This is a genomic window from Lacibacter sp. H375, from assembly GCF_037892425.1.
Taxonomy (GTDB): Bacteria; Bacteroidota; Bacteroidia; order Chitinophagales; family Chitinophagaceae; genus Lacibacter.
Map to the genome: position 1 here is coordinate 1733686 of NZ_JBBKTT010000001.1, position 24987 is coordinate 1758672.

The following is a 24987-nucleotide window of genomic DNA, read 5'->3' on the forward strand; positions in this document are numbered from 1 at the left end:
GGGGATAAAATTATGCAACGGGCAGTAGCTCCCTTCTCTTAATGCTGTTAACTTTCCTGTGTAATAATTTCCCTGCTGTACCTAAAACAACCACTCATGTTACTTGCTATCCAGATCTCTGTTTTTGAAATTGTGATGTTCCAGATCGGTGCATTAGTGCTTGGCTTTGTGATCCATTACTTCTGGAACATACGCAATGGCAGCCAGTTCGACCAGGATATTGATGTAGAAAAATTTGAAAAAGAGGCACACGACTGGCGCATGAAATATTACAATGTGCTGGAGCAACAGAAAGAATCAGGCGAACATCTCAGCAAAGATCTCTTGCAGGCAAGAGAGAATGAACAACTATTGATTGATGAAATTGAAGAACTGAAAGAACTGATAAAAGAATTAAAGCAACGTCCGCCACAACAGGTGATCGTTGAATCTTCCACTTCTGTTATTGCAACTGAGGTAAGCCCGGCTGAATATCTTGCTCAACTTAAATCGGCACAGGATCATTTATTGCAACACAACCAGAATATTTCCAAACTGTTGAACCAGGTTGATCTGCTGGAGAAAGTAGAACAGAAGCACCAGGATACGCTACAACAGAATCAATACCTCACCGAACAATTACAATTATTACGTCGCTCACTCACAGAGAAGGAAAGCGAACTGAATAACATCCGCCAGCAAACGGTGCTTACACAGGAAATGAAGAACCGTTTAGAAACAGCTTACGATGAGTTCAATGAAATTCAGTCGAAGTTGTTGAAAGTGGAGCAGCAATTAACATCGCCCCAAACACATTCACTGCACAACGATGAATTGGAAGAAGCCAATCACATGTTATCGGTTGAGTTAAATGATATGCGCATCAAACAGCGTGAGCTGGTGGAAGAAAATTCACGTCTATCCCAGCATGTGATTGAAATGGAAAGCAAGTTAAAAGAATCAAATCTGCAGCGCCAGCAATTAAGTAAACGCAACGATTTCCTTGAAGAGTTGAACAAAGATCTGCAGCAGGTATCGGATCATAATAAGAAACTGGAATCGCAACTCTCCCGTCTTTCAGAAATTGAAGCAATGCTGGCAAGAATTTCTGCCGGACAAAATCAGTAAATCAGCGGTTGGTATTTTTTCCTTCATTAGATTTGGCACTTCACTAAAACAATTGTTTTATGTCGTCCATTGCAGACATCCGTCGTGATTATTCCTTAAAAACATTGAGCGAAACTGAAGTAACTGAAAATCCTTTCCAGCAATTTGCTGATTGGTGGCAACAGGCCATAGAATCCGAAATTGATGAAGTAAATGCGATGACGCTTGCAACTGCATCGCTGGAAGGAGTTCCATCGGCACGAATTGTTTTACTGAAAGGATATGATGAAAAAGGGTTTGTGTTTTACACCAACTATGAAAGTGCCAAGGGCCAGGAGTTGGCCGAAAACCCAAGAGCAAGTTTACTGTTCTTCTGGAAAGAGCTGGAGCGCCAGGTACGCATAACAGGGTTGGTTGAAAAAGTGAGTACACAAGAAAATGATGAATATTTTTTATCACGCCCAACTGGTTCACAAATTGGTGCATGGGCATCGCCACAAAGTCATGTTATTGAAAACAGGAGCTGGCTGGAGAATAAAGTGAAAGAGCTGGAAGTAAAATTCAGCACAGAAAAATTAACACGTCCATCTCATTGGGGAGGTTATAGGGTAAAACCTGTGATCATTGAATTCTGGCAAGGAAGAAGCAGCCGATTGCACGATCGTATTCAATATACGTTGCAGGAGAACAATAACTGGAAGATCGAACGGTTAGCGCCTTAAGCAAGATGGGATTTATGATTTACGATGGCTGATGTAGGATGTGAAAAAATCCTCACTCATTAATATTTGCTGTAATTAAATTAAGAACGAACATAAAAAAAGCAGGCGATCACTTACGTAACAACCTGCTTCAGGAATTTTCGCTTATAGCGGAAGCTTATTTTGTTTCAGCCTTCTTCGCAGCTTTTTTTACAACAGCTACTTTAGCCGGACGGCTCTTGCCAAATGAACCTTTAAAGCGTTTCCCTTTTGCTGTTTTTTTATCACCTCTGCCCATAGTAATTTATTTGAATTGTAAAAGTAATGATGATGGAGCAATAGTTGCCCGTTAAAATGAAAAAAGCAAGAAACGATCAGTTTCTTGCTTTTCCAGTAAGGTCAAGCATTAGAGTTTTGCAGCTAATTCTTTACCAGCTTTAAACTTAGCTACTTTTTTCGCTTTGATTTTGATGGTTGCACCAGTTTGTGGGTTACGGCCAGTACGTGCTGCACGCTTTGTAACAGAGAAAGTACCGAAACCAACCAATGTTACTTTACCGCCACCTTTCAATGTTTTGGTAACAGCTTCTACGAAAGAATCCAATACAGCATTTGCCTGTGTCTTTGAAATTTCTGCATCTTCGGAAAGTTTTGCAACTAATTCAGCTTTGTTCATAGTGAGAATTTTTTAAGTGGAGCAAATATAGAGGGTTTTGCTTTCCAACAAAATTTTTTTACGTGTTTCGAAAGGTGTAAGAAATCGCTCAAATCCGCACGGGGAAAGGATTCCGCAGTAGTTAAAAAATCTAACAGATGTATGCAAATAATCACATTGCCCTGAAACTATTGACAGACAAGGGTTTCAGAGATGTTGTTCTGAAAGCCTTGTCAGTTAAGGCTTTCAGCGTGTGGATAAAGAAAAATCAGGAGTTGAGTTTTTGCACAATTACTGCACAACTTCCATAATACTACGGAATGCAATGATACGATTGCCCCATTTATCAAATACTTTTTGACGAAGTGCTCCTGCATGGTGCTGCACATATTCTTCCTGCTGTTGTTTTGTTTCAGCAAAATATTGAGCAGTATAAGTTGGTCCGTCTTCTTCATCAATGTCAAGCAGTTTCAATAATTGCCCGCTTTTGAAATAACCTGTGGCTATCACTTCAGGAATATGTTCTTCGAGCATCCATTTCACCCATGCATCATGAATGCTCCAATCAAGTTTTGAGGTAACATTATATACGATCATGTTATTTTATTTTCAATTCAAGATAAACAGGACAATGATCGCTGTGTTTTACATCAGGATAAATTTCTGCATCCTTTAAATTAGCTTTTAATGGTTCTGTTACACTAATGTAATCAATACGCCATCCTTTGTTCTGCAAACGTACACTGGGGAAACGTTGGCTCCACCAACTATAGCGGTGAGGTTCTGGATGAAATTCACGAAACGTATCAACCCATCCATTCTCATAAAACTTTGTCATCCATTCACGTTCGGCTGGTAAAAATCCACTTGAATTTTTGTTGCCTTTGGGATCATGAATATCTATTTCCTTGTGTGCAATGTTATAATCGCCGCAAAGAATAAGTTTAGGATGTTTCTTCTTTAGCTCGTTCAACCATGTATAATATTCATCGAGCCACTGATATTTAAATTCCTGGCGAACATCACCACTTGTGCCGCTGGGGAAATAAGTATTGATGAGACGAATATCTCCAAACTGTAATTGTATCACACGGCCTTCGTCATCACTAGGCCCATGTCCATTGCCAGTTTCAACAGCATCGGGTTTTATTTTAGTGAACACCGCCACACCACTGTAACCTTTCTTTTGTGCACTGAACCAATAATCGTGGTAGCCAAGGTCATTGAATAAGGTATAGTCAACATCTTCTTTCTGCGCTTTTGTTTCCTGTACACAAATAATGTCAGCTGGATCTGTTTTCAGCCAATCGATAAAACCTTTTTTAATGGCAGCACGAATACCGTTTACGTTATAAGAAATAATACGCATGATAATTTATTCTTTGGCGAAAGTAAGAAAGGCAAGTAATACTCGATATAAAAAGAAAGGCATTCCTTTTTTTGAAATGCCTTTTTATCAAGAAATAAGAATAATAACTATGCTTTTCGCTTATAAAAAGTCTGTTCTATTTTTTTGTCAACCGGTTTTACCGTTTGCAGGAATTTATAGATGGCTTTGATCTCCATATCACTCATGCGACTGAAAGGTCCCCATGCCATGGGACTGTGTTTGTTGAGTTTTCCCTGACGTATACGGGTGCGGAACATCTCCTCACTCCAGCCATAAATACGTCCTGTTCCTTTATGTGGTGTAAGATTTGGACTTTGGCATTCGTAGTTTTTAGGATCAATAACAGATTCCATTTTAAAACCGCCTGCAAAAGGTTCGCCAATAAAAGCACCCGTCATCAGATCCCGATCAGTATGACAACCGTTACAATTTGCAACACTAACAGCAAGGTATCTTCCATATTCAACAGTTGTATCTGCTTTTACTTCTTTAGGAGGAGTAGCAGTTGGGCCAACAGGTTTTAAAACAAACGCTTTAATGACCATGCCTAACAGATTCATTTTATTTTCAGGTACTTTGTTGTTCACTGGTTTTATTGTACGGATATATGAAATAACAGCAGCAAGATCAGCATCACTCATATCATGAAAAGGCATAAAGTCGAATAAAGCTCTTCCATCATGACCTACACCATAACGGAGAGAACGTGCAATTGCCTCATCAGAAATATTGCCAATACCGGTTTCTTTATCAGGAGTGATATTTCTGGAATAGATATGACCTATTGGTAAAGCAAAATCATAACCGCCCGGTAAGTCAACTTCTTCGCCTTTATTCACCAGTTCTTCTGTGCCCTTTTTAGCGTGGCAATCGGCGCAATGTGCAGGTCCGTACACAAGATATTTACCTCTTGCAAGAACAGCGCTGTCGGTTGTTGCTTTAATGTTGGGATAAGGAGCGTCGTACTTTTTGTTTTGGTTGAGTAGTACGATAACTGTAACTCCTGCAATGATGAATAAAAGGATAAGCCCTGTCCATTTAAGGATTTTTTTAAACATGATGGTTGGTTTTGGGTGATGATTGAACAATCTAAGAAAGCACAAAAGATAAAAACAATTTTAAAATAATGCAAGGGGCAGACAAAAAGGTGGTGGCCACTACCGGCACTTTTAAAAAACAGGTATTATTGTATAAACGATCAACATGGAGAATGATCTGAAATATGCCTCTGAGGAAAACACAGCCCAATCATCTGTGTTATCAGATATTGCAACATTGAACTATAATTATGCAAGCGCAGTTCAACGTTTTTTTAATTGGTTGATCGATAATTTAGTTATGCGTTTTGCTGTAAGCTATCTTACTGGCGCTGCAGTGGGCCTTCTTCTGCAGATAGTCTCTCCCGAAATATTATTTGAACTGGCATCGGGAGAACGTGGTTTTGTTTTCTGGGTCGTGAGTTATTTTATCGGCATTTGTAACTATCTCTTTTATTATACGCTATGCGAAAAACTTTTCAGGGGTTACACACTCGGTAAATTAATAACAGGCACAAGAGCCATACGAGACGATGATGCCGAACTAAAATTTAAAGATGCGTTGATGCGTTCACTTTGCCGTATTGTTCCCTTTGAAGTATTGAGTGCCTTAGCCGGTTTTCCCTGGCATGATACATGGACAAAAACAAAAGTGGTGAAAACAAGATAAAAGTTGAATGGTATTAAAAATGAAATGCCAGCTTCAGTTTTATAAAGAACGGATTGCCCGGTGTGTAATGTAACTCTGTAACGGGATCGGTTTCATTTCTTAATCTTGATTCAGTTGCAAACTGCGCTTCATTCCATTGGGTGTTGAATAAATTCTCAACAACTGTTGCCAGCTCAAACTTACTGAACGCATAACTGAGCGAAGCATCAGTTACAAAATATCCTTTTGCTGTAATACTGTAGTCTTCATTAGCAGCACGGTTCGCAAGGTAACGATAGCGTAAACTTGCATTCCAGCTGTTGTACTGGTAATTGATTCCACCGGTACTTGTAACAGTTGGTGCAAGCGGAATATAGTTTTCACCTTTTGCATCTTCAACACTTCTTGCATGCGCAAGATTAATATTGGCATCGGCTGTTAAAGCTTTCAACGGTTGCCAGCGAACAGAAACATCTGCACCATATCTTCTTGTTTTACCGCCCGGCTCAACAATACCTTCATCGCCCACATACACAAACTCCTGTTCAAGAAACAAATGCCAGGCTGCGGCATTAATGAGTAAGCTCTTGAATGGTTTCCAGATAAAACCAAGATCAGAACCGTAAGATGCCGGTAAAACACGTTTACCTGTTTGCGGCAACACCACACGTGTATCATTGCTATGGAAGCCTTTGCCGTTCTTCAGGTATAGCTGCAATGATTTGTTTACTGTGTAGAAAATATTCAGCTTAGGACTTACAATTGCTTTTTGTTGTGATGCTAAAGACGGGTTTAACTTATCGCTGTAATCAAAGTGAAAATAATCAAGTCTTGCCCCAAGGTTTAACAGCCAGTTGCCTTGTTCAATTTTTTCATCGGCATACAGCCATGCATTTGCTTCTCTTACATTTCCCAATGCAACAGCATCGAGAATTTCTGTTTTATTTTTTGTGCGTGAAAGTTCAGAATTGTCTGTAGCATCAACTCTTACTCCGCTGCCGATACTGCTGGTGAAAGTAGTTTTGCCTTTGTATTTTTTCGATTGCCAGTTTGATTGCCATCCATAAATGTCTCTTGCTTCCTGTTGCCTGATCTGATCTCCATTTACAGGATCGTTCAGGAAAAAAGTAAAGTTTGAAATAAGATTGAAATGGTAACGGGAATAAAACAACTGATGCTCCAGCAGATCATCGTTGCGTAAACGTTGCTGCAGTTTTGTGCTGATGTTGATACGGCCGGTGTAACCACCTTCGGTATTATCGATAGCACCGAAACGTGAGATAGTTCCATCTTTCACTGCACGTTCAGGAATTTGTCCGGATGCATCCCAGCGACTGTTGAATACATTGGCTTGCACAAATAATTTGTTGCGTTCATTCAACTGTGCATTATACTTTCCCCAGATATTAAAACGGTTAAAGTTCTGCGGACTTTCAAATGCCCCATCAGAATAAATATATTCAGAAGCGATGTAAGCACTTTGTTTTTGATTGGATGCAGGCAACAGGTTTACCATTGCTAAAGCTCTGTAACTGTTAAATGACCCAACTTCTGTTTGCACAGTGTTTTGCGAAAGACGATTAGCTGTTTGCAGTTCAACATAACCGGCAGTATTGAAGTTGCCTTGCTCTGCATAATAACTTCCTTTACCATAGTCGATCGTTTTTACGAGTTCAGGAATTACAAAATGCAGATCGGCATAGCCTTGCCCGTGTGCATGCGAAGGCATATTCACGGGCATGCCATCAACAGTGATTCTTACATCTGTTCCATGATCAACATCAAAGCCACGTAAAAATATTTGCTCCGCTTTACCACCACCCTGGTGTTGTGCAATAAACAATCCGGGCACATAGCGTAAAAATTCCTGTGCTGAGTTTACAGGCCGTTGATTCAGATCAATCTTGCTGATGGTTGAATACACTTTATTGGCATTGCCCGCAGCGATCACTACCTCTTTCAGGTTGAAAGCAGCACGTGCTAATAATACAGTACTGTTGTTTGATGTATTGATCTCTTGTGTGGCATAGCCAATTGCAGAAACGATAACGATTGTTTCACCATTTTCCAATGCAATGCTGAAGCGACCATCTCTTGCTGCAGTTGTTAGCTTGGTTTTGCTTTGTACCACTGCACCTTCAACAGGTTCGTTTGTAACAGCATCAATAATTCGGCTGCTGTAATTAGTTTGTGCGGCAAGTACAAATACATGAAATGTAAAAATGGAAAGAAATAGAATTGCTTTCATAACAGTTAGTTGATGGTTAAAGCGTTTTTAATTCCGCTTTTATTTCATTAGCAGTTACAGGACCTAACTCAAAGCTGCTTTCCAATGCTTCTGCCAGGTATTGTTTTGCCAGTTTTGGCTTGCCGCTTTTTTTCAGCAGTAATCCTATATGATAAAGGGCATCGGGTTCAAATGTTTTGTTGATGATACGGCTCTCTGCAATTTTCACAGCTTCATCGAGTTGTCCGTTCTTATACAACGACCATGCAAACAATTCATACGATTGTGGAGTAGGTCGGTTACTGATCTCTTTTTGTGCAATAGACATAGCTGATGATTGATTATTCAATTCATCGCTCATAATTGTAAAAAGATATTTGTTGTACATGTCGCCGTAGGCTGGGTTACTCACTTTGTCAACAAATGAAGCGAGGTATTGATTCTTTGCCTGGTTGTTTTGTTCAAATGCAGCGATCTCACTCAGCATCAGATCGTAATCAGGAACAGGATGCTGCTCCTGCAACCAAAGCAATATTTTTTTGGCAAACTCTGTATTCTTATCATGTGAATATGCGATCCATGCAATGCCTTTCCATGCATGATAATAATCGGGATGATCTTTCACCACCTCAGTATACAGTTGATATGATTCACTGATACGGTTGTTATGGCCATACATATCGGCCAGGTTTGTTTTAACCCAAGGCAGCAATTGATCTTTCTTCGATTCCTTTATATCGGCATATGCTTTTTCCATAAAGCTGATACTTGCTTCGCTGTTGCCTTTATGATCTTCGAGTTTTGAAGCTCGGGTGTAATAGTCAAAATTATTTTTGTGGCGGAAGGCGTTGAGAATTGCTTCTGCCCGGTTGTAATTGCCCAGTTCAAGTTTTACATCAAACTGTTGCAAACGGGTCAAATACATATCATCACCCATTGTTGCAGCGGTATCAAGATAGCGTTCGGCTTGTATAAACTGATGCTGGGTAACACAGTTAGATGCCAATGAACGATAAATGCCTGATGAAAAACGCTTTTGCAATCGGTTAGCTACATGATATAAACTATCACTTTTATGTATGTCACTTATCTGGCCGCTGTATTGAAAACGTTGATTGTACAATGATGCCAGTTTGATCTGGCTGCTCATATCATCAGCTGTTATTGCAAGACGATCATTCCAGAACTTCATATCAGCTGCAATTGTTTCCAACGCTTTTGCAGATGTTGTTTGTTCGAGCAATGCCATGATCTTTTCTTCCTGCACAACAGGCTTGCCGTTTTTTGAACAGGCTGCCATCAGAACGGTGCAACAAAGAATGATAAAAGACTTATACATAAAAGATGGTTTGTAGTTTACGGTAGTGGTTTAAAAAAGGCGAAGGCTTTCACCTTCGCCTTTACTTGTTTCTCTTGGTTCGCCTATAATTAATGAGGTGTAGCCAAATAGGGGAATGAAGTGAGGAATGCTTTATCGTTTGCATTTACCTTATCACTTGTAAGACCAGGATTTGCACTGCCATCAGGACCACCGAATAACAGTAACAGTTCCACATCAATTACATCATCACCCAATGCACGGCCTGTTAAAACATTTGTGCCATCAAAGAATGTTGTCTTTTTATTTGTAGCAACATTCAATACATCCGTTACCAGCAGGCCAATCAACTGATCAACATTTTGACCTAATGCATTTGTTGTGTAACCCGGATTTAATGCCAGGAAATTTGCTTTGAACTTTGCGAAGAAAGCGGCATTCATTGCTGATGGAGCTGTTATATTAAAAGCATCTTTATCAGCAGGCGCATTGAATACGGTGTTAATTGCAGGGCGGGCCATTTGATCCTGAATTTCGTAAACCTGTTGTGTAGCAGGAGCATTTTCTTTCTTACAGGCAACAAAGAACATTGTGCCGGCAAGAACTGTGTATAAACCTATTTTGAGTTTCATCTGATTATAATTTTGTTTTTAAAATTTGGTTTGCTTAGTTGATCGCTTTTTTTGATTCAGCCCAAACGTTGATGGTGCCGCTTCCTCCTAATTTTGATTTAGGAACTTCAACAACAATACTCAATACGTTCGTGCCTTTGAAAGCATCGGTACCGGGATTGTTAAAGCCAGCAGCCATACCACCAACTACTTTTTTGAATTGATTCAGATCAAAGAAGAATGGATCATCACGTGGGCCGGCAAAAACTTTAATGCCATTTTCTTCGCCAATGATAGCTGTCTGTCCATACGGAGTAACACTTGCCTGCACACTAAATGCACTTGGACTGATAATGCTTTTTGAACCAGTAGAAGCTGGCTTGTAAGGGCCATAAATTCTCATCTTGTTGTTCATCACAACAGCTTGAATAACGAGATCTTCAACATTATCACCAGTGTTATCAATATTAAATTCTATGAGAGTTTTCTCATCAAATTTTGCAGCGCCGGTGGCTGAAGGTGATAGTAAACCTTGTGTGTTTGCAACAAATACAAGATTGTTTGTGTTTTCACCCTGGAAAACATACACATCAGTGATGTCAGTTGTCTGGTTAGATACAGCAGGTGCATCGAGGTGATCCGCAGCATAAATAATGCCCCCGGTTACAGCTACTGCTGCTGCAAGAACAGTCAGTAAAACTTTTCTCTTTTTCATTGTTTGATTTTTTTTGATTAAAAATTTTTTGATTGATGATTTGTATTCACATTACTCAGGGAGATGAGTTGGTACAGATATGATAGACTTACGTTAAACTGATGTGAATTGGATTTTAAAACAGAGAAAATATTTTAATGCTTTGTTTGCATATATAGAACCGGGCGAAAAAATTATTTAGTGTTTATATAAAAAAGAAAGCGGATGGTGGAAACCATCCGCTTATAAACCAAAACCAGGACTACATATTTAGCCTTTCGGCAAAACAACGGCGTCGATAACATGGATAACGCCATTACTTTGATAAACATCTTTGATTGTTACGGAAGCCATTCCACCTTTCTCATCTTTGATCCAGAGTGTTTTGTCTTTCATCCATAACCATAACTTACCACCTTGCACGGTTGTTAACTCAGCTTTGCCATTACCTTCTTTAATAAGGCGTGCAATTTCTTTTGCATCTAAACGGCCGGCTACAACATGATACGTAAGCACTGCTGTAAGTGTTGCTTTGTTTTCAGGCTTCACCAATGTTTCAACTGTACCTGCAGGTAATTTTTCAAAGGCTGCATTTGTAGGAGCGAATACGGTAAACGGGCCAGCACTCATTAATGTTTCAACAAGACCTCCTGCTTTTACAGCCGCAACCAGTGTTGTATGATCTTTTGAATTAACTGCATTTTCAACAATGTTTTTTGATGGATACATTGGTGCACCACCTACTTCTACTGTTTTTTCATTCATCTTTTTAGATGTTGAGGTTTGTGCGTTTAGTGTACCAACAGCAATAACTGCTGCAATTGACAAGGCTAACAATTTTACTTTTTTCATTTTTCTTAAGTTTATAAATTGATGATTGATATACGGGGTTGCCTGATGTGTAGTTGTTGGTTAATACTGCTTTGTTTCTTCAGGTTCAAGTACAGATACGGAGATGCAGTAATTATGGATTTTAGAACAAAACATTTTTTACAGAAAAAGCCCCCGACAGATCGGAGGCTTGTTTAATTGTACATTTATTCAGGGCTTTTCCTTGCTGCTGTTTAAACAAAGTGGACATGAGCAGAAAAGATGCAAAACATTTCTTTACTCTTTCAAAAATTTTATTGTGCTCAAAATATTCTGCGACACTTTGGTGCCCTGTACGATGCTTCTTTCGCAGGTAAGTCGATAGTGTAAACCGCCATATATCCTGCTGTTGGCAATATCTAAACCCATTTGGGTAAATGAGCTGTAACTGCGTGGTGGATAATTAAGATAATCGTAGGTGTGCAGTGTAATGGGAAATTTTTCTCCAAACACATTACTCATCATGGTTAATGCGCCACCTGTTATTGTAGCATGACCCGAAGGAAACTCGGGATGATTAGGAGTTGGAATATATGTATTCCACACAGGATTGATGTATGACCTTATATATGTTATCGGGCGCATAACATTGAAGATATATTTATTCACAAACAGTACAATCGTAGCATCATGCTGACCTAAACCAACCTTGGCATAGGCAAGAGCTGCCATATCCAGTTTAAATTGTGCAATGTTAAGTGCCTGAACAAATGCAGCCACATAAGTTCCGCCGGCGCCATAGCCGGGATTATCTTTAAAATAATCTGCCGATGCTTTTTGCTCATTTGTTAATGTAAGAGAAATATCATACACCTCCTTCACCATTGCGTAGTAAGCAGAAGTGGGGTCTGTTGAAAAGGTCGGCAACGGCGTAAGAGCAGTGCCGTTTGCTGAACCCGGCACAAGCAGCCTGCGTTGATATGCATAAGGATTTACGGCGGGTGTTGGTGATGTAGGCACCCAAAGTCCAACACCAACAGGTGGTACATATGGCGGGTTTACATTTGCTGAACCATCAGTTGCTGCCCATGCAAAAATTCTTGTTGCCACTTCTTTTCCAAATGCAATGGAACGTTGAAGTGTTGCATCATTTACTTCTGCAGCGTAACTGGCCTGCAAACTGCTTTCAAGATTATTCATCGCAGTTTTGTTGGCTGCTGCTGTAGTGGGGAAAAGCCTGCGGCTCATTTCAGCCAATGCAGCATTGGCACTTGCTGCCCAATGATAAGCTTTGCCGGGTTCTGTTTTTGGCATTGCCGGAAAATCAGTGAGTTGATGTTCGAGCGATTGATAAGCGGGCATGCCATTTACGACTGCTTCATACGCTGCAATACCGCTGTAAGCCATGGCCCGATCAGTAGACTGTGTGCCTGTACCTGCCGGCAGTGGAAGTCGAAACATATCCAGTTGCATGTTTAGCCAACGGATAATTACATCAGAAGAGAATGTTTTGGCTTGCTGCAGATGTCCGTTCACGCCGGCCTTGTTTGCTATTGCAGCATTGTTTTCTTGTGTGAGATCTTCACTTACTTCTTTCTGGCAGGAGAAATTTGCGAAGGAAAGAAACAAGAACAGAAAAAAGGCCCCTTGAAGTTTTTTGCTCATAGATTTAAGTTTAATGGTGATGACGAATGAGTTTCTTCAGGATTACGGGTATAAAATCCAGTTAAGCAGTTTTAGAAAGCAGCTCGTGAAAGTTACTTCAGCATAAAGGAAAGGGATTGCAGATTGGCAGGGAAGTAAGTAAAGTTTTATCGTTAACAGCACATAAATGTAGTGTTGATAAAAGCTATAAAAAATACCGATTTATAGGTAGTTTTGTCTTTTACACCTGTTTACTCCATTCCCCCTGATCACCTCCAATACGCTGTGAAAGAAAAGGATAACCCGACTCGTTTCAATCATACTTCAAAAAGTTACTTATGAAACAGGAGCCTTTTGATCAAGAGTTTAACAGGATATTCAAGTGGCTTGGTAATGATTCATCACCCAGTCAGTTGAAATTTGAACTCGATCTGTATAAAAAGCTTTGGAATTTTTTTCTGATAGGCGATTCGTATTATTTTATTATCAATCATCACACGTTGCAGTTTGAGTTTGTAAGTAACGAAGTAGAAACGGTGATGGGTTATCTGCCTTCTGAATTTGATATTCCATTTATGAACGACAAACTTCATCCCGATGATCGCTCGTGGTTTTTAGCGATTGGAGCATGTATTGTTGATTTCTTTTCACAACTCCCGGTAGATAAAATCACAAAATATAAAGTGAGATATGATATACGCTTCAAAAAAAGGAATGGTGAGTTTGCAAGAATACTTTACCAGGGCATTTTGCTCGAGCATGATGCTTCCGGAAAGTTCTTGAGAACTCTTAGTGTACATAGTGATATCACCTATCTGAAACTGGAAGGACACCCTGTCTTATCATTTATTGGTATAGATGGCGAGCCGTCTTATTTAGATGTTATTTCAAATAATAAATTTGTTGAAAGTAAAGAAGAGTTTACGAAGCGTGAAAAACAGGTGTTAAAATTATTGATCGAAGGGAGACCAAGTAAGGAGATCAGCGGGTTACTGAAGATCAGTAAGCAAACAGTGGATACACATCGGAAAAATATGCTTCACAAAAAGCATTTGAATAATACAGGTGAGTTGATCGGAAAGGCAATCAGAAGTGGTTGGATATGAAAAACCCTCACTTGAAAAGTGAGGGTTGGTACAATTATTTTTTCATCATTCTAAAATCGGTCGTAACCATCTGTTCATTTCTTCCAGACTCATGCCTTTACGTTTTGTATAATCATTCAGCTGATCTTTTTCAATTTTACCTACACCAAAGTATTTCGATTCCGGATGTGCAAAATACCAACCACAAACAGATGAAGCGGGATACATCGCCAATGATTCAGTTAAATGAATACCGGTTGCTTCTTCGCCACCAAGCAGTGAAAATAATTTATACTTCTCTGTATGATCGGGACAGGCCGGATAACCCGGTGCAGGACGAATACCGAGGTATTGTTCTTTGATGAGATCTTCATTGCTCAAAGTTTCATCTTTTGCATAACCCCAGAATTCTTTCCGTGTACGTTGATGCAACACTTCAGCAAATGCTTCAGCCAAACGATCAGCCAATGCCTGCAGCATGATCTTGTTATAATCATCATGTGCTGCTTCAAAACGTTTGATGTGTTCTTCAATACCGTGAATGGTAACTGAAAATGCTCCGATGTGATCCTGAGCTTTTGTTTCAGCAGGCGCAATAAAATCAGCTAAGGAGATATTCGGTTGGCCCTCTGTTTTCTTGATCTGCTGACGAAGGAATTGAAGATGCAGTACTTCATCCGGTCCTGCCTGTTCATGTAATACAGCAACAGAATCTTTTCCATCACTATTTGCCGGCCAGAAACCAATGGTTCCTTTTGCAGTTAACCATTTTTCTGCAACGATCTTATCCAGTAACGCATTTGCATCATTGTAAAGTTTGGTTGCCTCAACACCTACAATGCTGTCGCTTAAGATAGCCGGGAATTTGCCATGCAGTTCCCAGGCAATAAAGAATGGTTGCCAGTCGATATAATTCCTGATCTCTTCAAGATCATATGCATCGAATTGTTTTGCTCCGGTGAATGTTGGTGCAACCGGAGTGAAGCCAGCCCAATCAATTTTTACTTTGTTGTTCTGCGCTTCTTCAAAACGTAAGAATTGTTTTACTACTTTCTTATTATTGAAATCATCACGGAGTTTTTCATACTCAGCTTGTATGCCTTGCAGGAAAGCTGGCTTCTGTTCAGGACTTAATAAGTTGCCTGCAACAGTCACACTACGACTTGCATCCAACACATGAATCACACCTTCTTCGTACTGCGGATTAATTTTTACTGCTGTGTGCATGCGTGAAGTAGTTGCACCACCAATCAACAGTGGTTGCTTCATGCCTCTGCGTTTCATTTCATGTGCCACATGCACCATTTCATCAAGCGAAGGAGTGATCAATCCACTCAAGCCAATAATATCTACATTTTCTTTTTGTGCTGTATCTAAAATTTTATCGGTTGCCACCATTACACCCAGGTCAATTACATCATAACCATTACAACCTAAGACCACACCCACAATGTTCTTTCCAATATCATGTACGTCACCTTTTACGGTAGCCAATAAAATTTTTGCAGCACCTGCACTTTCTTCATTCACTGTACCTGCTGCAAGATGTGCCTGTTTACGATCTTCTTTTTCCTGTTCAATATATGGCGTAAGAATGGCCACGCTCTTCTTCATCACCCTTGCACTCTTTACCACCTGTGGCAAAAACATTTTACCTGCACCAAACAAATCGCCCACTACATCCATACCTGCCATGAGTGGTCCTTCAATCACTTCAAGCGGCGCACTGTATTTCTGTCTTGCTTCTTCCGTATCAATATCAATATAATCGGTGATGCCATTTACCAACGAATGTTTCAAACGTTCTTCAACTGAACTGTTGCGCCATGCTTCATCTTTTACAATTTCTTTTCCTTTTGCTTTTACAGTTTCTGCAAAGTTGATGAGCTTTTCGGTGGCTTCGTTGTTATCGTTGTTGCGGTTGAGAATTACATCTTCACACAGGTTTCGAAGGTTTGGCTCAATTTCATCATACACCACCAACTGACCTGCATTCACAATACCCATATCCATACCTGCTTTGATGGCATAGTAGAGAAACACACTGTGCATGGCTTCACGTACATGTTCATTACCACGGAAGGAGAACGAAAGATTACTTACACCGCCACTTACTTTCGTGAGCGGCATCAGTTCTTTTATTTCTTTTGTTGCTTCAATAAAATCAACACCATAGTTGTTATGTTCTTCCAAACCTGTTGCAATGGCAAAAATGTTTGGATCGAAGATGATATCCTGTGGTGCAAAGCCAACCTGCTCCGTTAATATTTTATAAGCACGATGACAGATCTCTACTTTGCGTTGTTTAGTATCGGCTTGTCCTTTTTCATCAAAGGCCATCACAATAACTGATGCACCATACATGCGACAGATGCGTGCCTGCTCAATAAATTTCTCTTCTCCTTCTTTCATGGAGATAGAGTTCACAATACTTTTTCCCTGCACGCATTTCAAACCTGCTTCAATGATCTCAAATTTTGAGGAGTCGATCATCACCGGAATCTTAGCAATGTCCGGTTCGCTTTGCATGAGGTTGATAAACGTAGTCATGGCTTGTACACCATCCAGCAATGCATCATCCATGTTCACATCAATGATCTGTGCACCGTTCTCTACCTGTTGGCGTGCAATGCTCAATGCTTCTTCGTATTTGTTTTCACGGATCAGGCGTGCAAACTTTTTACTACCGGTTACATTGGTACGTTCACCAACGTTCAAAAAGTTGGTTTCTGGCCGAACGACCAATGGTTCTAATCCTGAAAAACGACTATATGGTTTAATAACGCTCATAATTTCTTTGTTGTTAACTCAATCAAAACGTTTCTTCCACAACCGGCAATTCTCTCGGTTGTAATTTCTTCACATGATCTGCAATATGTTTGATATGATCAGGCGTGGTACCGCAGCATCCGCCAACAATATTCACCCAGCCTTCTTTAGCCCATTCTTCTAAGTAATGACCGGTATCTGAAGGTTCTTCGTCATACTCACCCATAGCATTTGGCAAACCGGCATTAGGATAAGCAGATACATAGCAGGAAGCGATCTGAGAAAGCTCTTCAATATGCGGACGCATTTCATGCGCACCTAATGCACAGTTCAACCCAACACTTAATGGATTTGCATGCATAACTGAAATGTAAAAAGCCTCAAGTGTTTGTCCGCTCAAGGTTCTTCCACTGGCATCAGTGATAGTACCACTGATCATGATCGGCAACTCTGGCTTGTTGGTATCATGAAAATATTTTTTGATAGCGAAGATGGCTGCTTTGGCATTGAGGGTATCGAAAATAGTTTCGATCAACAATACATCTACACCACCATCCACCAAACCTTTGATCTGTTCGTAATAGGCAGCCACCACTTCATCAAATGTAACAGCACGGTAACCCGGGTTGTTTACGTCGGGTGATAGAGATAATGTTTTATTTAAAGGACCGATTGCACCGGCAACAAACGCTGTCTTGCCCGATTGCTGAATTGCTTCTCTTGCACATTTTGCAGAAGCAACATTTAACTCATAAGCCAACGATTGCATATCGTAATCGGCTTGTGCGATACTTGTGCTGCTGAATGTATTGGTTTCAATAATATCGGCACCTGCATCTAAATATTGTTTGTGAATACCGGTAATGATCTGCGGTTGTGTAATGCTCAACAGATCGTTATTGCCTTTTACATCGCAATGCCAATCTTTGAAACGCTCGCCTCTATAATCAGCTTCTTCAAGTTTATGCCGCTGGATCATGGTGCCCATTGCGCCATCAATAACGAGGATTCTTTTTTCGAGTTCTTTTCTGATGTCCATAGTTTATCATTTTAACTGCCCGAACTGAGTGTTCAATAAGGCAGATGAATAATAGCACCAGGCGTACAAGAGTGCGACGCAACAGAAGATGATAGCAGCATAAAAGCTGGCTACATAATTTAAACTATAAACGTTTCGGAAAACCGGGTGAGAGTTTTATTGACGTTTATTAGTTCCGTTTGGCCGAACAATAAACAAATCCGCCTGAATGAAGTGCAAATGTAAATGAAAAACACGCACCAACAAGGGGTTTGGGCTTTTGGGCGAAGAGGTTAGTTTTTTACAAAATAGAGCTGATCGTCTTGTGAAGGGCTGTCGTCTTTGAGTTTGATGCCGGAATTCGTGAATTCGGTTTTGAGCCAGTCGCCATTGAGGTCGCTCATGGCGGGGTTGCTGAAGTTGATATTGATTCTTGTACCTGTTTGACTCCAGGTACCCGTGATGGTGGTTGAACTGCCATGCGCCATCAACGTGCCGCCATCGAGAAACATAAAATAGTAATTGGTATAATTAGATGTTTTATCCTGCTGATCCCAAAAATAACTGATCCGCCAGGTGCCGTCTTTAATGTCAACAGAGGGTTGGTCGGTTGTGCCTGATTTCTTGCAAGAAGTAATGCTGATGAACAGTAAAATGTATAGAAAAGTGTTTCGCATGCGACAATGAAGTTCAGCAATGAGCAGCTACCTGCCAAATGCTTATGCTGTTTTAACCTTTTTTTTCTTTTGTAAGTTGAACATCCTTGAAATGTTGAAACCAAAGAGGATGTTGCCTTTACCCCAACTGCCAGCGGTTTCGCTGATGAATGTTCGCTCCGTCATGCCACGTGAATTGGTGAAATGGAGTTGAAACACATGGCCGGCAGTTTCAATATCGAAACCAATGGAAAAAGAGTTGGTAGTGCCATCGAAACGGGAACCCGGCAACAGGTAATAATATTCAGCATTCACCGATACCATTTTGCTGATACGCTGACGACCGCCAATGCCCAACGCCAGAATATCATTTGGATCGCTGGCCTTGGGTACAAGATTGTAATGCACCATGGTTGGCATCAGTTGAATGGCCGTTCCTTCAGAAAACTTACGGGCAATGATGAGTTGATGGGCATATTGCAGACGTGATGAAAACAGATTCTCTCTTGTTGGGTCCTGCCATTTCAACGTCGTAAGCATAATGGATGATGCGATAGCTGCACTGATCGGCATATTCCGTTCGCCTTTACTTTGCCGGAGAAAGCGATACTTGCCGAATGCATCGTATTGTTTTTGATAGGTGCTTCTTCCAACCCCGAGCATAAGATTGGGTGTTAAACCAAAATCAAAACTCATACGCATGCTGGCGTTATCTAGTCCAAACAATTCATAAAAGCCACCATTGAGTGTACCGAAGCGGTGAGCAATACGAAAATCCATATAACCCTTTGGTGTAATTTCAATGGTATGACTGTTGATGATACGAGTTGATTGAAAGGTATTGGTTATGTATTGCGTTTTAGGTTTTTCTTTTTCTTCTTCGAGTTCTTTGTTGAGATCGATCTCTTGCGCTGTAAGAAAATAACTACTGATAAGCATTATCAACAACAACGTATATTTTTTATCAAGCATGGGTTATTTTTTTTTTGGTTGATAGAGTTGGTAATTGCAATTCACCGTCACTTCCACTTTCTCTGCTATTTTTTTTGAGACAATTGTTGGAACAGAAATTTTATAATCGACAAGCTTAATTTTGAAGACAGCAGTAGCGGTTACAGTACTACCTTTCACAATGATATTTCCTGCGCTTTTGATCTTATTGCTGACACCATGCATGGTGAGTGTGCCTTCAACAGTTACCGGGTAGGTTCCATCTTTTGTAAAATCAACCGTGCTGATGTTGGTGATTATTCCCTTCAGCTCAGCTTTGGGATAGCGATCTGAATCCATGTAATCTTTTCCATTGAAATGATCCTGCATAGCCGCTTTCCTGAATTGGAAACTTTTAATCAGAACAATGAATTGAACGCTGCCGGTCTTACGGTTTAAGACAGATGCCACTTCGTTATTGATCGCTTTAATATCTTCCAATGGCGTGGAGGAGAAAAAACTGATCTGCCCATTGCGGGTCATATAGTTTTCCTGCGCCTGCAATTTCAGAATTAAGAAACAGAGAATAAGTATAAAAGAAATTGTGCGCATGTTTTCAGGTTTAATTATTCAACATGCCATTTCTGATCCATGTTCTGATTTCAGCAATACGGCACTCCGGAAGTTTGGGAGCAAAATCGGGCATGGCACGGTAACCGGGCGAATGGGTGATTGCGCCGAGTAGCCGACCATTCATGGCAACTGTACGCACATCTGTATATGTATCAAGCATGATGCCTCCGGGAGCACTTGCACCGGTGTGACAGCCCAGGCAATTTGCAGCAATTGTGTTTACTATTTGTACACTGTATTTCACATTGCTGGTATCGCAGGTGTTATTGTACAGCAACTCTTCTTTGTTATAGGTACAGGAAACAAGGAGTAATAATGAAAGTGCAACAATAAGAATCGGCTTCATGTTTATTTTTTTATGAGGTAACAGCGAATAAGAATAACATCAGTTGTAAAGCCACTGCAAACGCCTTTTATTGTAACGGTTTCGCCATCATTTATCGTCGTCTCATTTTCCATGGTACAGTTAATGCCAAATAGCGGATCATTGGTTTGCAACTGTACAATTGTTTTTCCTTGCTGGTTTATTGCTGTTGAGCTTACGATGCCTGTTATTTCAAGCACTTTGCCATTGTAGGTTTGTGTTGCCTGGTTCTCATTTTCTGCAAACTCACGGAAAAGATCAGCTGCGTTTATTCGAACCGCCTCAGCATTTTCAATGCTTTCAGGAGCTTTATTCCATTTTGTATAGATAAAGAATATTGCTGCGCCAATCAATACTGCAAACAGAATAAAAACTATGAGCGATCGTTTCTTCATACCAAAAGCCGGTTGAGTTACATATATAAAATGGTTAACGGATAGTTTTTGAAGCAAGCATTTCACCTAAGCAACAGTCGTCTCCATTGCTATGCTTCACAGGCGAAAGTTCATGAGGTTGCAACCACCAGGCAATATAAAAATAACGAAAGGGGTAACTCAACCAGCTTTTAATATCTATCAACCAATTACCAAACTGCTGTATACTAACTATCGTAGCCAGAAGGAATAAGGTTGCCTTTCTACGAATAATTTTGTAACTTTTATAAAGACTTAAGTCAGGAATTTGGTTTCAGCTAAAATCTTAGACTTAAGGCAACTGTTTATTCTGTCTTTTCGTTATTTAGAACAATATCAACCACAGGCTGTGCTGACAAAAGAGGAATTAGTTAATTGCATAGAAGGGTGCAGGCATAATAAGCGTATATATCAAAACAAGATATATGTAGCTTTTTATGATTATGCTATGTCTATATGCTTCAAGTACAGCAACGATAAAGAAGACGCAGTTGAAATCATTAACGATGGGTTCTTAAAGATCTTCAGGGAAATATACAATTACAAACCTCTTTCAGAAGATATTGCTTTTGGCTTCACATCGTGGTTGAGGCGTATCATGATCAATACCGCAATAGACCATTACCGGAAGAACAAGAACAACGCCATTTTCAAAGACCTGAATGAGGAACATACGAATGTAACTGTTGGCGAAGAGAAAGATATGCTGGCAAATATCTCCTACAATGAATTGATCAAAATTGTCCAGGAACTGAGTCCTGCTTACCGCATCGTTTTTAACCTGTATGCCATTGAGGGAATGACCCATAAAGAGGTGGGTAAGCAGTTGAACATAACTGAAGGAACATCTAAATCAAATTTTGCAAAGGCAAGGGCTTTTTTACAGAATAAGCTCCTGCAAAAATCCACTAAAAAAGAAATAAATGCCTATCGATGATCTATATAAAAAATTAAATGATCCTGCTCCTGACGCATTCCCAAAATTTGAAGAGGAATCGTGGAAGAAGATGGAGATATTGCTGGATAAACATTTACCTGAGAACAATGGTAAACCATTCCCGTATATCTTATTGCTGAGTTGTATTATTTTGGCATCGTTAACTACATTCCTTCCTGCAAGGAGGGCTTCGCAAACCGGAGAAGATAGAATAAACAGCACAAACAGCTTAACTGCGAAACCCATTCCTGCAATTGTAAAAACTGACGTACAAAAAACTCCTGTTGTAGTTGAGGAACATATTGATCGCTCAACTGATCTTGACATACAACCAAAGAAAACAAGTACGATTGAAATTGTAAAAACCAAACCGAATCAAAATAAGTTGACTCATTTCCAAACTGGAAAAGAAGAACTTAAGCAAAAAGATTTTACAGACAACAATATACCCGATGCTCCTGCAGAAGTATTGTTAATTACTCCAACTGGCAGGGCTACTTCGATTACGCATAAAAACAATTTCCTGTTGTTGAAAAATGTACAGGAGAGAAGTAATAGTTCATTGGTTGTAACCAAAGAAAAAAATGCAGCGATCAGGAAACCTGCTAAGAACAGTTTTTCCCTGACCTTTAGCACAGGACTTGAAGCGCCAGCCACTTCTTTAAATACATGGGGCAGACTAACCCCGGTAGTTGGGATAGGAGTTATGTATACCATTGGTAAAAAAATAATTCTACGTACCGGTGTTGCCTCAGCTTCTAAAATCTATGCAGCAAATGATAAGGATTACAATCCTGCTAATAATTACTGGGCAAGTTATACTTACTTTAAAAAGATTGATGCTGATTGTAAGGTCATTGAAATTCCTTTGGGTATTGCGTACAGGGTAGTGAACGTTAGAAAAACCAACGTGTATGTTTCTGCAGGATCCTCTTCTATTATTATGCGCAAAGAAGCTTACGAATATTATTATAAAAACCAGGCAGGGAGAGATACCGTAACACACCGTGCCTGGAACAACAACAGCTTCCATTTATTTTCAAGCGTAAATTTTTCTGCGATCGCTGAACGAAAAATATCAGACCGCTTTTCACTGATGGCTGAGCCGGGCATTAAAATACCATCAGGTGGAATTGGTGTTGGTAAGATCCGTTTGTATAATGCAGGATTAACTGTAACAGCAAAGTTTAAACTGAGATAATGAGGGATGAGTAATGAATGATGAGTCGTGAATCAGACTCTAACCATTCACCATCAACTATTTCATGCTCACATAATTCGCTACAGGCTGGCGGTTCTGCAAACTGCGGGCAAGAGTTAATTCATCTGCATACTCCAGTTCGCCACCAAACGCAATGCCACGTGCGATGGTGGTGATCTTAACTGGCAGGTCTTTTATTTTTTTGCTGATATAAAACAAAGTGGTGTCGCCTTGTATGTTAGGGCTGAGTGCAAAGATGAGTTCTTCCACTTCGTCTTCTTTTAATCGGTTAATCAATGGCTCGATCGTTAACTGATCCGGTCCTACACCATCCAATGGTGAAATAACGCCACCAAGCACATGATACAACCCGTTGAACTGTTGTGTGCTTTCAATAGCAATAACATCACGGATATTTTCCACCACACAAATGATCTGTTTTTTTCGGGAGATATTGCTGCAGATATTACAAATTTCTGTATCGGATACATTGCAACATTTGCTGCAGAATTTAATTTCTCTCCGCATACGTGCAATGGTATCAGCAAACAACTGTGTTTCTTCCTGCGGTTGTTTGATGAGATGAAGCACTAAACGCAACGCTGTTTTTTTACCAATGCCGGGTAGTTTGGCAAATTCATTCACGGCCTGTTCCAATAAAGACGAAGAGAAAGACATGCAGCGAAAGTACGAAGGATGCTGAATTAAAAACAGAAAGAGGTTTACTGAAGATCCGGCGTTTTGCTTTGTGCTTTACCCGGTTCTATCACCAGTTCATTATCCCAGTTTTCTTTTACAGTAACTGAATAATTGAGCGGTTGAACTAGTTCCGGCTGACGTTTCGGTTTTGCAAAATAATCGCCTGGATCCCAAACACCGTTCTTATTGGTATCGAACAACAAACCAAGTTTGTAGGAGCCGGGTTTAAATTGAGCACGATAAAATTCTTTGCCGGTTAATGGATAGCGGCCAACAATTTGATCATTGCTGTAAAAAATCAATACCGGGTGAGTGGCGGTATCAATTTCTTTAAAACGAATACGAAGCGTACCATATTCTTTTTCTGTTTTTACACGGAAAGAAAGCGTATCGTTCTTCAATGATTTTAACCCGGAAGTGTCAGCTGCATAATCTTTATCAAGGTAAAGTTTGTAAGTGCCACCGGATTTCCACGCATAATTGAAAAGTAATTGTTTGCGAACACTGTCATTAACTATGGTGAAATCGGTGATGAACTTTGTTGAATCCTGCTGCAAACGGATCTTTGACAAATCGTAACTGCGGATGGGTTTCGTATAGATCAGCCTGAATGTGTCAAGAATATCCAAAGCGTTGCTCTCAAGGTTTGAAGAAACAACAAGTCCACGTTTAGTATCCTGTGTGGCAGTTGATTTTTGTCGTTCCTTCTCAGTTGCAAATGCATACAGCTGAACAGCAGGAGTAGTAGTGGTTACATTAATTGTTGAATCAAGAAATGCAAACTGCTCAATACCTTGTGTATATTTTTTGTTGCCATCTTCATCACGCAAGGCATACACGTAAAACTTACCTGCCGGTAAATTATTGAAACGGAAATTACCTTGCCCATCAACCCTTGCTACATACATGGGCTTTTCTTTGTACACGGTTGAATCTTCTTCTTTGCGATACAACAAAGCAAACATGGTGCTGTCTGTCTTTCCTGTTTCTGCAAGAATAACTTTTCCCGAAAGTTCATTTGAATCAATAGAAGTGCCGGTTGAAAAACTGTATTGAAAATCTTTAAGAATATTTCCTTCGTTCAAGTCAACAATAGCATCACCAAAGTTGATGTTGTAGGTTGTATTGGGTAAGAGTGAATCTTTTAAACGTACAGTAACGGTGCGTAATTTGAATTCGATCACTGGGTCTTTGACAGGATAGGGTGAAATGATCACTTTTTGATTTGGCTCTTTTAATTCAACAAATTCATCAAACGTGATGGTGATCTTTTGCTCCTTCACCATTGTGGCTGAATCTTTTGGTGAAGCTGAAACCGGAACAGGAGGCAAACTGTCTCTTGGTCCACCACTTGGTGGTACGATGTTGGCACAGCCCGTCGTTTGAACCATCATGGCGGGGATGCAAAGGAGTATTAAAATGAATGGAAAAAATCTTTTCATGTAGTAACGCCGCTTCAA

26 protein-coding genes are annotated in these 24987 nt (G+C 40.0%); 6 read left to right on the forward strand and 20 right to left on the reverse strand.

The features are described 5' to 3' along the window. Positions 1–96: 96 nt before the first annotated feature. Together WG954_RS07685 and pdxH are read left to right on the forward strand one after the other, a co-directional pair. On the forward strand, positions 97–1107 hold the full coding sequence (locus WG954_RS07685) for a hypothetical protein (protein ID WP_340435175.1): 1011 nt from the start codon (positions 97–99) through the stop codon (positions 1105–1107). A gap of 59 nt (positions 1108–1166) precedes the next feature. Beyond that, the gene (gene pdxH / locus WG954_RS07690; RefSeq protein WP_340435177.1) at positions 1167–1808 is read left to right on the forward strand and encodes a pyridoxamine 5'-phosphate oxidase; all 642 of its coding nucleotides are present in this window, start codon (positions 1167–1169) and stop codon (positions 1806–1808) included. A 157-nt stretch (positions 1809–1965) separates the two neighbouring features. On the opposite strand, the gene WG954_RS07695 is transcribed toward pdxH, so the two are convergent. The 5 genes from WG954_RS07695 to WG954_RS07715 all read right to left on the reverse strand — a co-directional run bounded on the left by WG954_RS07695 (position 1966) and on the right by WG954_RS07715 (position 4890). Beyond that, a complete protein-coding gene (locus tag WG954_RS07695) occupies positions 1966–2085 on the reverse strand; it encodes a 30S ribosomal protein THX (protein WP_129131719.1) in 120 nt (39 codons plus the stop codon). A 108-nt stretch (positions 2086–2193) separates the two neighbouring features. Continuing rightward, the gene (locus WG954_RS07700) at positions 2194–2463 is read right to left on the reverse strand and encodes an HU family DNA-binding protein (RefSeq protein ID WP_340435179.1); all 270 of its coding nucleotides are present in this window, start codon (positions 2461–2463) and stop codon (positions 2194–2196) included. 270 nt (positions 2464–2733) lie between these two features. Beyond that, entirely contained in the window at positions 2734–3039 is a 306-nt protein-coding gene (locus WG954_RS07705) for a DUF4286 family protein (RefSeq protein ID WP_340435181.1), read from the reverse strand. Position 3040: 1 nt separating this feature from the next. After that, positions 3041–3811 (reverse strand): exodeoxyribonuclease III, encoded by a 771-nt coding sequence (locus WG954_RS07710; protein ID WP_340435183.1) that lies wholly within the window; start codon positions 3809–3811, stop codon positions 3041–3043. Positions 3812–3918: 107 nt separating this feature from the next. Continuing rightward, a complete protein-coding gene (locus tag WG954_RS07715; RefSeq protein ID WP_340435185.1) occupies positions 3919–4890 on the reverse strand; it encodes a c-type cytochrome in 972 nt (323 codons plus the stop codon). Positions 4891–5035: 145 nt separating this feature from the next. Between WG954_RS07715 and WG954_RS07720 the strand changes: the two genes are divergently transcribed. Beyond that, a complete protein-coding gene (locus WG954_RS07720) occupies positions 5036–5539 on the forward strand; it encodes an RDD family protein (protein WP_340435187.1) in 504 nt (167 codons plus the stop codon). Positions 5540–5552: 13 nt separating this feature from the next. Here the strand turns inward: WG954_RS07720 and WG954_RS07725 are convergent, their stop codons facing one another. From WG954_RS07725 to WG954_RS07750, 6 genes are all read right to left on the reverse strand, one after another. Continuing rightward, positions 5553–7766, reverse strand: a complete 2214-nt coding sequence (locus WG954_RS07725) for a TonB-dependent receptor (RefSeq protein WP_340435189.1) — start codon at positions 7764–7766, stop codon at positions 5553–5555. Between the two features lie 16 nt (positions 7767–7782). Beyond that, entirely contained in the window at positions 7783–9084 is a 1302-nt protein-coding gene (locus WG954_RS07730) for a tetratricopeptide repeat protein (RefSeq protein ID WP_340435192.1), read from the reverse strand. Between the two features lie 89 nt (positions 9085–9173). Beyond that, entirely contained in the window at positions 9174–9695 is a 522-nt protein-coding gene (locus tag WG954_RS07735; RefSeq protein WP_340435194.1) for a DUF4331 family protein, read from the reverse strand. A 34-nt stretch (positions 9696–9729) separates the two neighbouring features. Further along, positions 9730–10389, reverse strand: coding sequence for a DUF4331 family protein (locus WG954_RS07740; RefSeq protein ID WP_340435196.1), 660 nt, complete (start codon positions 10387–10389; stop codon positions 9730–9732). A gap of 249 nt (positions 10390–10638) precedes the next feature. Next, positions 10639–11220 carry a fasciclin domain-containing protein gene (locus tag WG954_RS07745; RefSeq protein ID WP_340435198.1) on the reverse strand — a complete coding sequence of 194 codons (582 nt, stop codon included), beginning with the start codon at positions 11218–11220 and terminating at the stop codon, positions 10639–10641. Positions 11221–11475: 255 nt separating this feature from the next. Beyond that, positions 11476–12843 carry a vanadium-dependent haloperoxidase gene (locus tag WG954_RS07750; RefSeq protein WP_340435200.1) on the reverse strand — a complete coding sequence of 456 codons (1368 nt, stop codon included), beginning with the start codon at positions 12841–12843 and terminating at the stop codon, positions 11476–11478. 317 nt (positions 12844–13160) lie between these two features. On the opposite strand from WG954_RS07750, the gene WG954_RS07755 reads away from it, so the two are divergent. Then, complete coding sequence (locus WG954_RS07755) at positions 13161–13928, forward strand: LuxR C-terminal-related transcriptional regulator (protein ID WP_340435202.1); 768 nt, start codon at positions 13161–13163, stop codon at positions 13926–13928. A gap of 45 nt (positions 13929–13973) precedes the next feature. Here the strand turns inward: WG954_RS07755 and metH are convergent, their stop codons facing one another. The 7 genes from metH to WG954_RS07790 all read right to left on the reverse strand — a co-directional run bounded on the left by metH (position 13974) and on the right by WG954_RS07790 (position 20672). After that, the gene (gene metH, locus WG954_RS07760) at positions 13974–16697 is read right to left on the reverse strand and encodes a methionine synthase (protein ID WP_340435204.1); all 2724 of its coding nucleotides are present in this window, start codon (positions 16695–16697) and stop codon (positions 13974–13976) included. A 22-nt stretch (positions 16698–16719) separates the two neighbouring features. Then, complete coding sequence (locus WG954_RS07765; protein WP_340435205.1) at positions 16720–17715, reverse strand: homocysteine S-methyltransferase family protein; 996 nt, start codon at positions 17713–17715, stop codon at positions 16720–16722. A 272-nt stretch (positions 17716–17987) separates the two neighbouring features. Next, a complete protein-coding gene (locus WG954_RS07770) occupies positions 17988–18371 on the reverse strand; it encodes a hypothetical protein (protein ID WP_340435207.1) in 384 nt (127 codons plus the stop codon). A gap of 42 nt (positions 18372–18413) precedes the next feature. Continuing rightward, on the reverse strand, positions 18414–19322 hold the full coding sequence (locus tag WG954_RS07775; RefSeq protein WP_340435209.1) for a DUF5777 family beta-barrel protein: 909 nt from the start codon (positions 19320–19322) through the stop codon (positions 18414–18416). A 3-nt stretch (positions 19323–19325) separates the two neighbouring features. Continuing rightward, positions 19326–19892 (reverse strand): YceI family protein, encoded by a 567-nt coding sequence (locus WG954_RS07780; RefSeq protein WP_340435211.1) that lies wholly within the window; start codon positions 19890–19892, stop codon positions 19326–19328. A gap of 10 nt (positions 19893–19902) precedes the next feature. After that, positions 19903–20259: a c-type cytochrome gene (locus WG954_RS07785; RefSeq protein ID WP_340435213.1), complete on the reverse strand. Its 357-nt coding sequence runs from the start codon at positions 20257–20259 to the stop codon at positions 19903–19905. Positions 20260–20261: 2 nt separating this feature from the next. Then, positions 20262–20672, reverse strand: coding sequence for an OB-fold protein (locus WG954_RS07790; protein ID WP_340435215.1), 411 nt, complete (start codon positions 20670–20672; stop codon positions 20262–20264). A gap of 367 nt (positions 20673–21039) precedes the next feature. Here WG954_RS07790 and WG954_RS07795 point away from each other — a divergent pair, with 367 nt between their 5' ends. Both WG954_RS07795 and WG954_RS07800 read left to right on the forward strand, forming a co-directional pair. Next, entirely contained in the window at positions 21040–21627 is a 588-nt protein-coding gene (locus WG954_RS07795; RefSeq protein WP_340435217.1) for an RNA polymerase sigma factor, read from the forward strand. Beyond that, positions 21614–22828 carry a hypothetical protein gene (locus WG954_RS07800; RefSeq protein WP_340435219.1) on the forward strand — a complete coding sequence of 405 codons (1215 nt, stop codon included), beginning with the start codon at positions 21614–21616 and terminating at the stop codon, positions 22826–22828. Before WG954_RS07795 ends, WG954_RS07800 begins: the two co-directional genes overlap by 14 nt. Positions 22829–22885: 57 nt before the next feature. Here the strand turns inward: WG954_RS07800 and recR are convergent, their stop codons facing one another. Further along, positions 22886–23506: a recombination mediator RecR gene (gene recR / locus WG954_RS07805; protein WP_340435221.1), complete on the reverse strand. Its 621-nt coding sequence runs from the start codon at positions 23504–23506 to the stop codon at positions 22886–22888. Positions 23507–23550: 44 nt separating this feature from the next. Beyond that, positions 23551–24969, reverse strand: a complete 1419-nt coding sequence (locus tag WG954_RS07810) for an Ig-like domain-containing domain (RefSeq protein WP_340435223.1) — start codon at positions 24967–24969, stop codon at positions 23551–23553. Positions 24970–24987 lie beyond the last annotated feature (18 nt).